Source organism: Candidatus Profftia sp. (ex Adelges kitamiensis) (genome assembly GCF_020342455.1).
GTDB lineage: Bacteria > Pseudomonadota > Gammaproteobacteria > Enterobacterales > Enterobacteriaceae > Profftia.
Genome location: NZ_CP080506.1, coordinates 306,393 through 323,536 on the forward strand (window position 1 = coordinate 306,393; position 17,144 = coordinate 323,536).

General features: G+C 25.8%; 10 protein-coding genes. 5 read left to right on the forward strand and 5 right to left on the reverse strand.

The genetic code is table 11. The features are described from left to right. Positions 1-193: 193 nt before the first annotated feature. The 5 genes from K0T98_RS00705 to hfq all read right to left on the reverse strand — a co-directional run bounded on the left by K0T98_RS00705 (position 194) and on the right by hfq (position 6,116). On the reverse strand, positions 194-865 hold the full coding sequence (locus K0T98_RS00705) for a Bax inhibitor-1 family protein (protein ID WP_225639505.1): 672 nt from the start codon (positions 863-865) through the stop codon (positions 194-196). 417 nt (positions 866-1,282) lie between these two features. After that, positions 1,283-2,278 (reverse strand): type I glyceraldehyde-3-phosphate dehydrogenase, encoded by a 996-nt coding sequence (gene gap / locus K0T98_RS00710; RefSeq protein WP_225639506.1) that lies wholly within the window; start codon positions 2,276-2,278, stop codon positions 1,283-1,285. Between the two features lie 458 nt (positions 2,279-2,736). Beyond that, positions 2,737-3,732 carry a protease modulator HflC gene (hflC, locus tag K0T98_RS00715; protein ID WP_225639507.1) on the reverse strand — a complete coding sequence of 332 codons (996 nt, stop codon included), beginning with the start codon at positions 3,730-3,732 and terminating at the stop codon, positions 2,737-2,739. After that, positions 3,732-4,976, reverse strand: coding sequence for an FtsH protease activity modulator HflK (gene hflK / locus K0T98_RS00720; protein ID WP_225639508.1), 1,245 nt, complete (start codon positions 4,974-4,976; stop codon positions 3,732-3,734). Before hflK ends, hflC begins: the two co-directional genes overlap by 1 nt. A gap of 861 nt (positions 4,977-5,837) precedes the next feature. Further along, a complete protein-coding gene (gene hfq / locus K0T98_RS00725; protein WP_225639509.1) occupies positions 5,838-6,116 on the reverse strand; it encodes an RNA chaperone Hfq in 279 nt (92 codons plus the stop codon). 2,652 nt (positions 6,117-8,768) lie between these two features. Here hfq and lolC point away from each other — a divergent pair. The 5 genes from lolC to glyQ all read left to right on the forward strand — a co-directional run bounded on the left by lolC (position 8,769) and on the right by glyQ (position 17,142). Continuing rightward, on the forward strand, positions 8,769-9,971 hold the full coding sequence (gene lolC / locus K0T98_RS00730; protein ID WP_225639510.1) for a lipoprotein-releasing ABC transporter permease subunit LolC: 1,203 nt from the start codon (positions 8,769-8,771) through the stop codon (positions 9,969-9,971). Then, the gene (gene lolD, locus K0T98_RS00735; RefSeq protein ID WP_225639511.1) at positions 9,964-10,656 is read left to right on the forward strand and encodes a lipoprotein-releasing ABC transporter ATP-binding protein LolD; all 693 of its coding nucleotides are present in this window, start codon (positions 9,964-9,966) and stop codon (positions 10,654-10,656) included. The genes lolC and lolD overlap by 8 nt, the downstream gene beginning before the upstream one ends. Positions 10,657-10,682: 26 nt before the next feature. Next, positions 10,683-11,930, forward strand: coding sequence for a lipoprotein-releasing ABC transporter permease subunit LolE (gene lolE / locus K0T98_RS00740; protein ID WP_225639512.1), 1,248 nt, complete (start codon positions 10,683-10,685; stop codon positions 11,928-11,930). Between the two features lie 1,823 nt (positions 11,931-13,753). Beyond that, positions 13,754-14,599: an NADPH-dependent 7-cyano-7-deazaguanine reductase QueF gene (gene queF, locus K0T98_RS00745; protein ID WP_225639513.1), complete on the forward strand. Its 846-nt coding sequence runs from the start codon at positions 13,754-13,756 to the stop codon at positions 14,597-14,599. A 1,634-nt stretch (positions 14,600-16,233) separates the two neighbouring features. Continuing rightward, the gene (gene glyQ / locus K0T98_RS00750; RefSeq protein WP_225639514.1) at positions 16,234-17,142 is read left to right on the forward strand and encodes a glycine--tRNA ligase subunit alpha; all 909 of its coding nucleotides are present in this window, start codon (positions 16,234-16,236) and stop codon (positions 17,140-17,142) included. Positions 17,143-17,144: the final 2 nt, after the last annotated feature.

A 17,144-nucleotide genomic window follows, 5' to 3' on the forward strand; every position in this document is an offset into this window, starting at 1 on the left:
AACAAAAAGTTAAGTATTAAATTTTATTATTATTTTATAGAACTACTCCTTATTGATCCTCGCAAAAAATTTATCATTAGTCTTTGGACTATTACTTATAATTTATATTTTAAGTAATAAAATATTATGTTTTTATTTTTATTACTTTAATCTAAACTAGATATAAAAATAATTCTATGAATACTATTTTAATTTAATTATCACGATTTAAACCAAGAATACTTAACAAGCTAATAAAAATATTATATAAAGATGCATATAAACTAACAGTAGCTCGGATATAGTTAATCTCACCACCATGAATGATATTACTAGTTTCCAAGAGGATCGCTCCTGTAGAAAATAAGACAAATAAAGAACTAATAACTAAAGATAGGGCCGGAATTTTTAGAAAAATATTAGCTATAATAGCTACTAATATAACTACAAAACCAGCTATCATCATTCCACCTAAGAATGACATATCTTTTCGTGTAGTTAATACATAAAATGAGCAACAAAAAAATACAGCTGCTGTGCCGCTTAATGCTAACATAATTAAATTTCCAGCACCATCGGCAATAAATGAACTAAGTATAGGCCCTAAGGTATAACCCATAAAACCAGTTAGAGCGAAAACTGCGATAATTCCTGCTGGACGATTTGCTAAGTAATGAGTCAAAAACATTAAGCCATAAAATCCAAATAACATTACTAAGAAGTTTGGAGCTGGTAGTTTTAAAATAGTACTTGCAGTAGCAGTTAATGCGGAACAAGTAAGTGTTAATGCTAGTAATAAATAAGTATTCCGCAAAACTTTATTAGTATTTAACAGATAAGTATTATGAGAAGATTGGGATGAATTAGAAACAATAATACGGTCCATTGAATTTTTCTCTCGTATAAGGAATAAAAGGAAAGTATGTATTTTATAAGGATAACCTAAATGAATTGATATAGACGATGTCTTTTACTCTTCTTTACTTTTAATATATATTAATATAATAATATATATCGGTAAAATATTCTACCATGAGAATATTTAGTATTAATAACTTATATACTTTAGTATATCTTGATATACTATATTATGAAGATTTAATAAAGATAGTAGTATTATTAAAATAAATAATTATATTCACCAAATTAGATTATAAAATAATAGAAATTATATTTGTAATATTACTGTAATAAACTGAAATTGACAATTTTTTATGTAATATTTTACTCTTAGTTATTACATCTTTTGTACGTTAGATACTAAAAGGCGATAAATATCTCCTTTTAGTATCTTATAACTAAATTATTTATACATTAGGGAGATTAAGTCTAATACTTTATTTGAATAACCGGTTTCATTATCGTACCAAGAAACTAATTTCACAAAATGATCATTAAGGGAAAGACCAGCTTTTGCGTCAAATATTGAAGTACAAACCTCACCGTTAAAGTCATTAGAAACTACATCATCTTCAGTGTATCCCATAATATTTTTTAATTCGTTTTCTGAGGCATATTTTATAGCTAAACAAATATCTTTATAAGATGTTGATTTTTCTAATCTTGCAGTAAGATCTACTACTGAAACATTAGGCGTAGGAACACGAAATGCCATACCGGTTAGTTTACCATTTAATTCTGGAATAACTTTGGCAACTGCTTTAGCAGCACCAGTAGAAGAAGGAATTATATTCTGGGATGCTCCTCGGCCACCGCGCCAATCTTTGTAAGATACACCATCAACAGTTTTTTGAGTGGATGTAGTAGCGTGCACAGTAGTCATTAAAGCTTCAATAATACCAAAATTATTGTGTAATACCTTAGCTAATGGAGCCAAACAATTAGTAGTACAAGAAGCGTTGGATACAATATCTTGACCGGCATAAGTATGATCATTGACACCCATAACAAACATTGGCGTATTATCCTTTGAAGGACCAGTTATAACAACTTTTTTTGCTCCAGCCATAATATGCTTACGTGCAGTTTGATCAGTTAAGAATAATCCTGTGGATTCAATAACTACATCAACTTTTACCTCATTCCACTTAAGATTTAAAGGATCACGTTCTGCTGTGACTCTAATATTTTTTCCGTTAACAACTAAATATCCATTTTTAGAGACAATATTGCCTCTGAAACGACCATGAGTAGAGTCGTATTTTAGCATATAAGACATATATTCATGATCTAAAAGATCATTGATTGCTACTATTTCTAGATCAGATTTCGTTTGGGCGGCACGGAAAATAATACGGCCTATACGTCCAAAACCATTTATACCTACTTTAATGCTCATATATAGTCCACCATATTTAATTAGTAAATAAATATCACTTAAAAATTACAAAAACTTATACATTCGTTGTTACAATTTTATACTTATAAAATAATTTATCAAATTTTATTGTGTTAGAAAATGGAATTTTCTACCTATTACTTAATAATATATGTCTTAAGTGTAAGTATATTTAAATTAATGGTCTTTACAAAAGATTGATGTACATAAAATATTTTGCTAAAATTATATTATAATATATATCTATATTATGTGTAACAAATATTTTATTAAAGTTTACTAATTAATAAACAATAACTAATAGAATTTATAATTAGGCATTATATATAATAATAACCTACAGAAGCTATGTATGGGTAGAGACATTGGATTACTATGATCTTGTACGTCTAATTTTAGAAATTCTTACCAAAAAATAATTTTATTTAAAGTATCCTAGTCAGATACTATGCAGTAAATTAATTGCCAGTTGATGATCTCATGTATTTAAAAAAATGACTATCTGGATGTAGAATCATAACATCTTGTCCATATTTAAAACTATTCTCATAAGCTTTGAGACTTCGAATAAATATAAAAAAATCTGAATCTTGCTGAAACGCATTAGCAAATAATTTTGCAGTTATTGCATCACCCTCACCACGAGTAATACGTCCATAACGTTCTGCTTCAGCTAAAGTAAGTGTTACTTGATAATCAGCAGTTGCACGTAGTTTTTCTGCTTCTTCTTGACCCTGTGAACGATGACGACGTGCTACAGCTTCACGTTCTGCACGCATACGTTTATATATTGCATCGGAAACTTCTGTGGGTAGATTTATCTGTTTAATACGAACGTCTATTACCTCGATACCCAAAGCAGCCATGCTATTAGAGTTGATTGCAGTGGATTTTGTATTTTGGTTTTCATGCTCGATGCGTGCTATAACATTCGCAATAGCATCATCAGTATTATTTACTATAATCTCATCATGTGTTGTTCCATGATTTAATGCATCACGCACATTCTCCATTAGCTTACCACGTGAGTCTGTAACGATATCCTTAATATCTAATCGACCAATTTCAGAACGTAGACGATCACTGAATTTACGTTTTAATAATACTTCGGCTTGAGCAATATCACCTCCGTCGGTCGCCAAATAGTAATGGCTAAAATCACTTATACGCCACTTTATGTAAGAATCAACTATTAAGTCTTTTTTTTCTTTGGTTACAAACCGGTCTGCTTGATTATCCATAGTTTGGATACGTGCATTAAGTATTTTAACAGATTCAATAAATGGTATCGTCAGATGAAGACCGGGAGTAAATACTATAGGTTTATACTCCTTATTACGCAGTACTTTACCAAAACGTAAGACAATACCACGCTGACCTTCAGTTACTATAAAGATTGATGTATACGATACAATCAGGATAACAATAAAAACAAGTAATATAGACTTACGCATTAGTTATCTCCTCCATGACGATGATTATTACGTTTTGAGTTGGCTCGTCGCTGGTCTATAATATTATTACTTAAATGTGAAGTACTTAATGTCTTAGTGGATATATTAGAGATTGGATTTAAATGAATCAAACCAGTATCATTATGGTGATATGTTGTATTAGTTTTAATACCGTGCATTAGTTGATCTAAAGGTAATACCATTAGATGAGCATCATTACTATCAATCAGTAATTTACGGGTATTGCTTAATATATGTTCCATAGTTTCTAAGTACATACGTTCACGTGTAATTTGCGGAGAAGCTTTGTATTCAGGTAGTAGTCGTGTGAAACGACCTACTTCACCTTGTGCTTCCAAAATAGTGCGGTCTTTATAAGCTCTAGCATCTTCTAGAATACGTTGGGCTTTCCCATTAGCACGAGGTTGTACTTCATTTATATAAGCCTCTGCCTCTCGTATATATTGCTGTTCATTTTCACGCGCTGCAATTGCATCATCAAATGCAGCTTTCACTTCTTCTGGTGGCCTTGCTGTCTGAAAATTTACATCCAGCAGGGTGAGGCCCATTTTATAGGGTTTAATGGTTTCTTCTAAAACTTTATGGGTGTCAGTGCGGATAATAGTACGTCCTTCAGTGAGTATCTTATCCATTGAGTATTTACCAATTACCGCACGCAGTGCGCTATCAGTGGCCTGACGTAGGCTATCATCAGCATTAGTAACATTAAATAGATAATCTTTTGGATTAGTAATACGGTACTGTACGTTCATTTCAACTCGTACTACGTTTTCATCAGAAGTAAGCATTACTCCAGATGCCGATAATTCACGTACTGCTTCGATATTTACCGGAGTGACTTCATCAATAAAATTAGGTTTCCAATTTAAACCTGGTTGCACTAGATGACTAAATTTTCCAAAACTTATAACAACACCCCGTTCCGCTTCTTTAATCGTATACAAACCACTTAAGGCCCATATAATAATAAGAGTTGTAATCGCAATACTAAGAGCTGTACCACTAAAAATAGTTAGTGGATTTAATGAACGATTAGAATTATGATTCTTGTCACCTAATTGACTTAGTTTTTTTATTATTTTACGAAAAATATCATCTAGATCTGGTGGACCCTTATCGCGATTACTTTTATTGTTATTCTTACCCGGGTTGCTGTTATTATTACTTCCGCCCCCCCATGGGTCGCGGTTCTGTCCGTTATTACCGGGCTGATTCCACGCCATATCTTGCTCCATTCTTCAATGATTTATATGATTTAGATTTATAAGAGTATGTTATACTAACTGATAGTTAATTAATAATATACTTTTAAGTATTTTTAAGTTTATGTATAAAAATGCAATTACTTATGTAAGTAGTAGAGTGTTCTTATCTAAATTTTTAATTATTTTGTAAAAACAATCATTACTATCTCTTTAAGAGATTAAAATATATAATCAACTATATACTATTTAGTATGTGAGAATATAATAGTTATTATTTTGTTATACCTTTCCTTTTATGTGTATAACAGTTAAATGAAGTAGATTACTAGCCTGGTCTTAAATAATAATAAGTTTTGTATAAGATTATTATTGTAATGACAAATATCTATTTTCTATTCCCTAAACATACAGATATTTTTAATATTTTAACAGTTATTAAGTGTTATTCTATTTATTTTCTTAATTCTAATAAATTATTTCTTGCATGATAATTTTATTATCTACCAATCATATATATTCAATATTTATATTGAAACTGTTTTTTATTGGTTATGATGTATTATAAGAAGAATAAAAATTCATTTTTATAAACTTCATCATTAATATGATCTATCTGAATTATTGAATATATATAAATTATAATATTTCTCTTGAATAATTTTATATAATAATAACTCAGAGTGTTTTTACTGTTTTGTTAGGAGTATTAAGTAATTAATTATATTAAGGTATTTAATATATCTAACTTAGTTAAATAGTTTTAGATAAATACACTTTAATGGTTAATTAGATAATGCTCTAGTAGAGCTTACCTCATAAATAGACTGAATTGAGAATAAAAGAACATACAAACTTCTATCAAGAATATCAAATTTTAGTTTAAGACTTAGTACAGGAAGTGTAATTGCTATCATTGCAGTTACTGCTGTCACTCAGAATATTACTGTGATAAGAAATAGGACGAGATGGTACAACGGTAGAAATTGCGTGTTTATAAACTAACTGATTAACGATATTTTTTAGCAAAATAACAAATTGGTCGAAAGATTCAATTTGGCCTTGTAATTTTATACCATTAACTAAGTAAATTGAAACAGGTATGCGTTCACGACGTAGTGCGTTTAGAAACGGGTCTTGTAAGGATTGCCCCTTAGCCATGCTATCTTTTCCTTATGTGCTAATTTTATCTAATTAATAATTTATAATGATATTAAGTAATAATAAACTATATAAAAATTTTTTACTTAATATATTTTAATATAAAAATATTAATTATAAATTTATACATAAGATATAAAAAATGTCTATAGTATATAAAAAAATATTTTATTGATATGTTTATATCACAGGTCTCATCACTATGGCTCTAAGAGATTAATTATTTAATCATTAATATCAACAATAACTAGTATCAATCTTATGATTAATTAACAAAGATTGAATCAATGTAGTACATTATAATAATGTAAATCTATTGTGCTTATTAGTTTAAGAATCAATATTAAGTAAATAATTAATATTAAAAATAAATTAACCTAAAGCACTTATTAAACTCACATACCAATATTATTTGTTTATAAATTTGATAGTATCTTAATATATAATAATTATATATATTTAATACTATAAAATAATTATCTCTAATAGAGAATTATTTTAATCAAATGACAACTTAATTAATATAAAAATTTAATATCTACATATAGGTGATGTTTTAAAGACAGTTAATTCTATTTATTAAAACATTATTTTAATTTAAGATAATCAAAATAATTATAGTAATAATGTTTTTTTAAATTTTCTATTTAGAATATATATTCTAAATAGAAAATGTTTTATAAATACTAAATATATGAAATTTAATATTTAATATATGTTTTTCTAATATATTTTATAGTTAAAATAGTTATATTTTTACCTCTTAAAATTTTTATGTAATAGGTTTATTATTAATTGCATATATAATACATCACAAAGATTGTTATTCGTTAATTATTGAGGTTATACATATTCATTACTTGATAATAGTATATTAACATACTAATGTTATTCAAGTAATGTATCATGCAATATAAGTAATTGCTAATTATGTATGAATACATTTATTATACACATAATATCTTTTAAAATCTCCTCTTAAGGTATCTATCAATAATTTTGTTGTAGTATTTTAGTATTTAACTTAGCTAATTATGTATATTTAGTTCACTTACATACTTAGTAAATGACATTATATTTTATATAGTACTCTTTTAGTTTATCAGTAAAAATAAAGTATTTTTGATTAAAATACTCTCTTAATTAAGAGATATAAATACTAATAAAATTAGTACTCGTTATCATTCTGTTAGTTTTTATGTTTAAAACTTAAAACTATCCTTTAAATATTTAAGAATTTACAAAATATGAATAAATATTAAAATATTTATTAAAAGCATAAGGGGTAATGAATAATAATTATTAGGATCTTAGCCTTTAAAAATATTATCTATATTATTCTTACTTTTAATTAAGAAAAATAAATCTTCTAGCGATAAGTACTGTAAAACAGAGATATATCTTATTTCATAGTAAAGATTTTAAATTATTTAATATCTTCTTAAAATATATTATCAAGAAGTTTCAATTAATTGGATATACTTTATAAGTTAAATATTATTTCTTTAGTTATAACGTAATTACATATTGTTGTATAATTATTAAGATTATAATTTACTTTGATAAAAATTTTATACCTTATTATTAATAGTACTACAAAATTTTATAGAATACGATAAAGTTTACTTTGCTATATGTTAAATCCACATATATTACTTATTCATAATCAGGGATTACATATTAAGATATAAAAGCATGTAATATAAAAGTAAAATTTTTAATATATAGCAAATTATATATTTACTACTTTATAGTATATGATTGTATGATTCTTTAGTATATAGAGCAAATAATATTATTTGTATTTATATTTTGCTAGTAGTAACTCTTACCTATCAATAAAAAAATATTTACTGTAATGTATTGATTAGTAAGTAAATATTAATACTAACTCATAAAACAGATATTATTTTAATTTATATATTATCTTACTATAAGAATTACTTGTCTTTATTTTTAATTTTTATATCTTGATAAAGATAGGGGATATTACTCTAGATTATTAGAATAACATTCTATAAATACAATTTAGTTATTTATTATTAAGTAGTAAACGAACAAAATAATAGTTTCATACTCAGCTGAGTATAAATATTCACTTATAATTATTAAATGAATACTTAAGTTATATTAATTAAGTATGGAGTATAAAAGTAAATTTCCACTGTCTTTGAGTTATATTATATGACCACAATATTATTAAGCTTATTGATATAATTACTGTATTATTTAGTCTCATTATTTATATTATATTACATGTTAATTATAAAAGTCCTGCAAGGTATAGCTAATCTTAATAAATATTAGCTAGGGTTATTTAAATTAATTAAAATTACTTTTAATTTTATTTTAAAAGAATTTTTTTTTAATTTAAATAACCTAAGACATTAGGAGTATGCTACGTACAAAAAATAAATATTTCTCTGATAAGATAAATAGAATAGTTTTTAAACAAATCTTTTATTTTTAATAAGATCTTTATGTAAAGATAATTAGCAAAACTAAGTTAATGTAATTATCGTAAGGTATTTCATTATTTTAATATATTCAACCCCAAGATACTAATATTTGGATGCTTAATTACCCAACTAGATTATAAATATTATTATACAGTATATCTTACTCTAGTATAAAACAATATCATGGAACTTTATGTATCAACCTGTAGCATTATTTATCGGTCTTCGTTATATACGTGGACATACTGTAAATAGCTTTGGTCACTGTATTTCTTTACTTTCTATTATAGGTATTATGCTAGGTGTTATGGCTTTAGTAATAGTACTCTCAGTAATGAACGGTTTTGAAAAAAACCTAGAAAAAAATATTCTTGGGTTTATGCCACAAGCATTAGTTACATCAATACAAGGTTCTATAAATCCTAAACAGGTTTTATCAATAGATATTGAAAAACTTACTGGAGTTAATCGAATAGATCCTATTATAGAGTGTAATGTTGTTTTACAAAGTCCTCACAGTATATCTTTTGGAGTTATGCTAGGAATTAATCCAAATGACAAAGATCCTCTGTCTTCGTATATTAATAACTCTAACATACAAGATCTTAAGCCTAATCAATATAATGTTATTTTAGGATATCGATTATCAGAACAGCTAGGTGTTAAGAGTGGTGAAAAACTACGTATTATAATACCTAGTGCTAGCCATTTCACTCCTATAGGACACATTATGAGCCAACGTTTATTTAACGTAATAGGAACTTTTTTTGCTAATAGTGAAGTTGATCAATATCAGATATTAATAAACCAGCAAGACGCTTCACATCTTATGATGTACCCCTTGGGTAATATCACTGGATGGAGGGTTTATATGGATCATCCGTTATTGATTGATGACTTGGTTAGCCAACCATTGAAGCGAGGTCTAAAATGGAAAGATTGGCGTGAGAGTAAAGGTGAGCTATTTAAAGCAGTTGAGATGGAGAAAAATATGATGGGACTATTGCTTAGCTTAATTATAGGTATTGCAATATTTAATCTGATCACTTCATTAAGTTTGTTGGTAATGGAAAAACAGAGTGAAATTGCGATTTTACAAACTCAAGGATTAACGTACGGAAAAATTATGTTAGTATTCATATTGCAGGGTATTAGTGCGAGCACTATAGGATCTTTATTAGGTGTCTTATTTGGTGTACTTTGTGCTAGTAAAATTAATATTATTGTTCCTAGTTTAGGTAAGATGCTATCCGGTAGTAATTTACCAGTTAACATTAATATTACACAAATTATCTTGATTACTATTATGACAATTTTTCTAGCTCTACTCTCTACATTATACCCATCATGGAGAGCTGCTAAAATTAATCCTGTCAAGGCTTTACGTTATGATTAATTCCAGTTCTTTATACAAGGTATTACTGCAATGTAGGGATCTATGTAAAACTTATCATGAAGGTAAATCACATATAGAAGTATGCCGTCATATAACCTTTGATATTCAATATAGTGAAATGCTTGCAATTGTAGGACATTCTGGTTCAGGTAAAAGCACATTACTTCATTTGATTGGCGGACTTGATTCTCCAACTTCTGGTCGAGTAATTTTTAAAGGTAGGTCTCTCAATGATATGTCTTCAACTGATAAAGCTAAACTACGTAATCGTGAACTTGGATTTATTTATCAATTTCATCATCTTTTACTTGATTTTAGCGCATTAGAAAACGTTATGATGCCACTATTTATCGGTGGAGTACGTGGATATAACGCCAAAGAAAAAGCAATTGATATGTTAACATCTGTAGGATTATTACATCGTATTAATCATCGTCCTTCTGAGCTTTCTGGAGGTGAGCGTCAGCGTGTGGCTATTGCTCGTGCTTTAATTAATAACCCGTCATTGGTTTTAGCCGATGAACCTACTGGTAATCTTGATATGCGTACTTCTAGTAAAATTTTAAATTTATTAGGTGAACTTAATGTTCGTAAAGGTACTGCTTTCTTGATAGTTACACATGATATGGCCTTGGCTAAATGCTTAAATAGACAGCTTGAAATGTTCGATGGCCAATTGCAATAAAATTTCTTTTTAGCGAGTATTTTATAGTGTCATTTTTACCATTATCTTTGATTATAGGCCTGAAATTTAGCAGTGGACGTAATCGTGGCTGCATGGTTTCTTTTATTTTAATAATATCCATTATAAGTATTGCACTAAGTGTAGCAGTTTTTATTATAGGCTTAAGTGCAATGAATGGTTTTGAGCGCGAGCTAGATCATCGCATTATTTCTGTGGTACCGCATGGGGAAATATACCTAACAGAACAACCATTAACTAATTGGGTGCAAGTATTAAAATCTATTGAGAAACTTCAAGGAATAGTTGCAGCTTCACCCTATGTTGAATTTCCTGGTCTACTAGAAAATGGTACCAAGCTAGTTGCTGTAAAAATACGCGGAGTCAATCCTAAACAAGAACGCTTAGTTAGTTCTTTATCGCAATATGTAATAGGTAATTCTTGGTCTAAATTTATAGAAAATAAACAACAGATTATTTTAGGTAGGGGGATAGCTAAAATACTAAATGTGCAGCAAGGAGACTGGGTGACTATGATTGTATCAAATCAAGATCCTAAGATGAGGTTATTACGATCCCAAAGAATTAGTCTATATGTTAGTGGTATTTTAAATTTTAGCGGTATTATAGATCATCATTTAGCTATGGTACCTTTAATAGATGCGCAAAATTATTTTCATTTAAATCATAGTATTACTGGAATAGCAATTAAAGTAAAGGATATTTTTAATATTAATCAATTGTTACGTGATGTCAGTACATTAACTGACTCTACTGTTTACCTTCGTAGTTGGAAGGATAGTTATGGTTATATGTTCCGTGATATACAGATGATACGGGCTATTATATATTTATCAATGGCTATGGTTATTAGTGTAGCATGCTTTAGTATCATTTCTACTTTGGTAATGGCAATAAAAGATAAGAGAAGTAGTATAGCTGTGCTACGTACTTTAGGAGCAACAGATAAACTGATAAGTACTATTTTTATTTGGTATGGGTTGTTGTCCGGAATAGTTGGCAGTATATGTGGAATAATTATTGGAGTAGTAATTTCATTACAACTGACCAGTATTTATCTTATTATTGAAAAGATAATTGGTTACAATTTATTATCTAGTGATATATACCCTATCAATTTTTTACCTACTGAACTTCATTGGATCAATATAGTTGAAGTGCTTTGTATAACTATTACTCTTAGTTTATTAGCTAGTTGGTATCCAGCAAGAAGTGCTAGCCGGATCGATCCAGTATGTGTACTGCATGGTAATTAATAAAGAATCTAGTCTGTTAAGACTTATTTATGAGAATAATATATTTTATATAATATTAAATATATGCTATCCTGTTATTATAACATTTAATACTATAGCATTAAAGGTATTCTAAAATTTTATATATGTGTAACCAACTTATGCTTGTATAAGTTTGGAACTATATATATGATATAATCATTTATTTTTTTATTTTTTCAATGTATACTTTATAAGTACTATAGTTAGTAACTAATAGCTAGTAATAAATTTAATTTATTAATAATAAGACTGTTTACATTGTGTAAACAGACAATACATTGTTATATATTTAATATAAAATGAAATAAGTATTCATTAATTACAATATTTTTAAATAGCTAAATAATTTGATATATTATTTCATAAATATATAAAGTAAATATGTTATTATTTATGTTTATCGTTTTATTAATTTATAGGTTTATGTATATATTTTTTTGTTAATATTATAATAATTTTGTTTAAGAATAATTTACCTTTATAAGGAGTTAATAACTATTTTAAGCTAAAATAGAATAATTTTAGGTTCTTAATAACTATTATTGGTTTATACTATTTGTAGTAAAATAAGATTTGTATATTTATTAAAATATATTTTTAATTATAAAAATATAATAATAGATACTAGGATCTAATTGTATTTTTTACAAAAAATTTATACTAATACTAAAAATCAATTTATATAAAAGTTATAATTTATATTATTAATAATCTTAATAAATTACTAATTATACCTTCAATTTGTAGTCTAGTCTCTATTTCTAATTAGAAATTATGTCTTCCTGTTAAGAAAAACATTTATTATATATACTAATAATAGCATAATATCTTCATTAATTTATTTCTGATACTAGAAGTAATAGATTTATTCGTAATAGTGATGTAATATAAATATTATGTTAATAATAATGAATATATTGTGATGTTATTTTGTTTATTAATAATTGTTATAAAATTTAGCTAGGATATTATTCATATCTAAAATTTATATTAAAAATCTTTAAAAGTATGTTTTAATACGACATAGTGACTTCTCATGTAGTTTAAGTAATATTTATTTTGAAGATCGAATTTAAAGGTTTACTTTATTAATTTAAGATAAAATCTTAATCAATTGTATTACTTAATAAATAGTATTTATTATATAAATTATAATACACATTAAATGATTAAAATATCTTTATATATCAAATAGATTGATATCTCTATATCAAATTTATTCATTGAGTATATACTTTTATATATATTGTATTATAGTTAAAATAACTATAAAATTTAATTTTCAAAATTAAGTTTTTATAAATGTATAGTATATTACTTATTTATATTTTCTGTTCTTTATAGAAAAATGTTTTAGATAATTTATAATTATATATGATTTTTTGTATACATAAGCTAGTTAAATATTTATAAAAAAAATTATCCAGATCTTTAGAGTAATGATAATACAACAATAATGTAGTTTTTAGTTTAGATTATTAATAAAACTGTAGATATTACTTGTGTCTATTTAATTACTTGTATTTTAACATTATTAATGTTACTGTATAATACAGTATTATATACAATAATAATAGTATATTGTATAGGTAAAAAATATATATTTTAATTAATAATTAATAAATTAAAATTTTTTATATTTAGTCATTGTAATATATTTATTTTATAAAAATATTAATAATATTTTTATAAAATAAATATATTACAAGTAATTAAATTGTATTTAATTCTTCATAGAATTAATAATTATTTATATAAAATATATTCTCATTTACTAGTTAGTATTAAAACAAAGGCTATGTATGTCACTCCAAGATCATCAGATCTTAATGGGTTTAACCCTTGGTAAAGCAACTAAATATCGTAATCAATATAACGCAAGTTTATTACAATCAATTCCTAGAAATGTACACCGTAAATCTTTAGGTTTGAATATAGAAAGTCTTCCTTTTCATGGTGGTGATATTTGGACTTTATATGAACTTTCGTGGCTAAATACTACTGGAGTACCCCAGGTCGCTATTGCTCATCTAGAATTAGATGCTCTAAGTGATAACTTAGTAGAATCAAAAAGTTTAAAACTTTATCTTAATAGTTTTACTCAGACACGTTTTGATAATTGGAATGAAGTACAAGATATTTTGCAACGAGATTTATCATATTGTGCAAAAGGTAATATTCACTTAAAATTAATGACATTAAATAGTACTATACATAAACCTATAGAGATATTAAACTGTGAATGTATTGATGATCAGAGTGTTAATATTTCAGGATATGACTTGAATCCAGGAATACTTAATAATTCAGTTAATAAGCATAATATTGTTGAAAAAACATTAATCAGTCATCTTTTAAAATCCAACTGTTTAATTACTAATCAGCCAGATTGGGCATCTATAATAATTCAATATCGTGGTCCAGAAATCAATAATAAAGCTATGCTTCGATATTTAGTGTCTTTTCGTAACCATAAGGCATTTCATGAACAATGTGTTGAACGAATATTTAGTGATGTACAACATTTTTGTAAACCAGAAGTATTAAGTGTTTATGCACGTTATACTCGTCGTGGAGGGATAGATATTAATCCTTGGCGTACTAATACTATATTTGTAGTACCAAAAGGTCGTTTAGTTCGTCAATAATTTTCTGCAAAAAACTTATGTTTATTTTAAATAATATAAGTTTTATAGACTAGATACAATATTAGAGTATTAAAAATTAGAGTAATTATTACGTATATAGATTAATGTTACTGTAACTCTACATTTAAATTATTTAAGTAAAATAGTGTATAATTTAATATACTAACTAAATATATTATCCAAACCAGCAGGATTTAGATACTTATATAATGCAGTAAAAATGATATAAAATTTTATTAAATTAATATTTAAAGATATTAGTAATCTAAAAAGATGATTTTTACTCATTACTACTTCATAAACAATTAAATATATTATTCATGATAACTGGTAAACATAAGTTATATCTATACTTCCACCGTCTTTAATGTTTATAAAATTCAGATAATGGGTAGAAAAAGATTGGTTTAATTAATCCTAAGATAGTTTAAAATTAATCAAAAAATAAATATTGCATAAGTATATAATTATTCTCATTCTATTATTATATTTGTTATAAATTAGTAAAATTAGCGTATTTATTATTAATAATTTTATAGTGATTTTTAAAGTAAGTTAATAGATGGAAATCTTATAATATTACTAGTAGTATCTCTTATTGGTAATATAGTTAGTTTATTTAATATACCTAAGTAATATTAAAATTAAAGTCATAAGTTATGTAAACATAAAACTTATCAATTTTTACTAGTTTATTAGTACCTATTTTATATCATTATAGTTTAGTTTTATCATAAAATATAAATATACCATTAATTTATTGTATCTTTAAATTAACTGTTTAAAATTATTAATTTCTTTAGGTACTTTAAAATATTTATAAAATATATCTATATAAAATTTTTTTGTTAAATAAAACAATTATATATTCTAAAATCATAGAATACATAAAAATATGTATCATATGATACTACCATAAATACTTTAACAAAATATACATAAAAGATTAGTAAATAATCTCAATGCTTTTTTCATTAAAACTATAAAGAAAATATTTAGTACACTACAAATTATTCAATATAAATCTTTATTTTTCTTATTTATTTATAATAATTTATACAGTAATAGAATATCCATAATATGACAATCATTAGATTTAATAAAAAATTTTCTATAATATATTCATACTTTTATTATTTTTTAAAATATATTAAGTTATATTTTTGCATTTTATTCTGACATATTTTATTATATATACATTTAATATAGCATATTCAAAAGCAAAAATTTCTTTTTAAGAAATTCCATTACTCTTGTATAAATATATATTTAATAATAGATGATTCATCTTTTAGTAATCCTTAATTAAAGGATAATAATAGATGTATATCTAAATCTTAGTTGTATACAAAACCTAAATAAATTTTTTTATGACTATATTAGTAATACTTTATAAATAAAGCATGCAAATATCTAGTTATTAATATTATAATATAAAATATAATATTTTTACGATATACTACAAAACATTATCTTAAATGTATTATAAGCAGTAACAAAATTAAATCATTAAATATTATGATATTAACTATATGTTAGTTGTAGGATCCAATTAAGTATTTAATTTACTTAAAATATTTTTACTTAAAATTAGTATATGATCATTCACTTATATTTTATTAACTTTATCTAATATGCAAAATTTTCATATTAAGACCTTTCAAGGGCTTATTTTTAATTTACAAGATTATTGGTCGCGTCAAGGATGTGTAATTATTCAATCATTAGATATTGAAGTTGGTGCAGGTACATCACATCCCATGACTTTCCTACGAGCTATTGGTCCAGAACCAATGGCTCATGCTTACGTTCAACCTTCTCGCCGTCCAACTGATGGGCGCTATGGTCAAAATCCTAATAGATTACAACATTATTACCAGTTTCAAGTAGTAATTAAACCGTCACCAAAAAACATTCAAGCACTTTATTTGGGATCTTTAAAATATTTAGGTTTGGATTTACTAATTCATGATATTCGTTTCGTTGAGGATAACTGGGAACATCCAACTTTAGGAGCTTGGGGATTGGGTTGGGAAGTATGGCTTAATGGTATGGAAATAACTCAATTTACATATTTTCAGCAAATTGGTGGGTTAGAATGCAAACCAATTACTGGTGAAATTACTTATGGTCTAGAACGTTTAGCTATGTATATTCAAGGATTAGATAGTGTATATGACTTGATTTGGAGTTCTAATTCATTAGGTAAGATAACGTATGGTGATATATTCTATCAAAATGAATTAGAGCAATCTACTTATAATTTTGAATATACAGATATTAACTTCCTTTTTTCTTGTTTTGAGCAATATGAAAAAAAAGCTAAAATGTTATTAAATTTAGAGAAACCTTTACCCTTAGCATCTTATGAATGTATTTTGAAAGCTGCTCATAGTTTTAATATGCTAGAAGCACGCCAAGCTTTCTCTATTACTGAACGTCAATGTTATATTATACGCATGCGTACTCTAAGTAAAGCAGTATCTACAGCTTATTATGCGTCTAGAGAAGCACTTGGATTTCCTATGTGTAAAAATATATAATT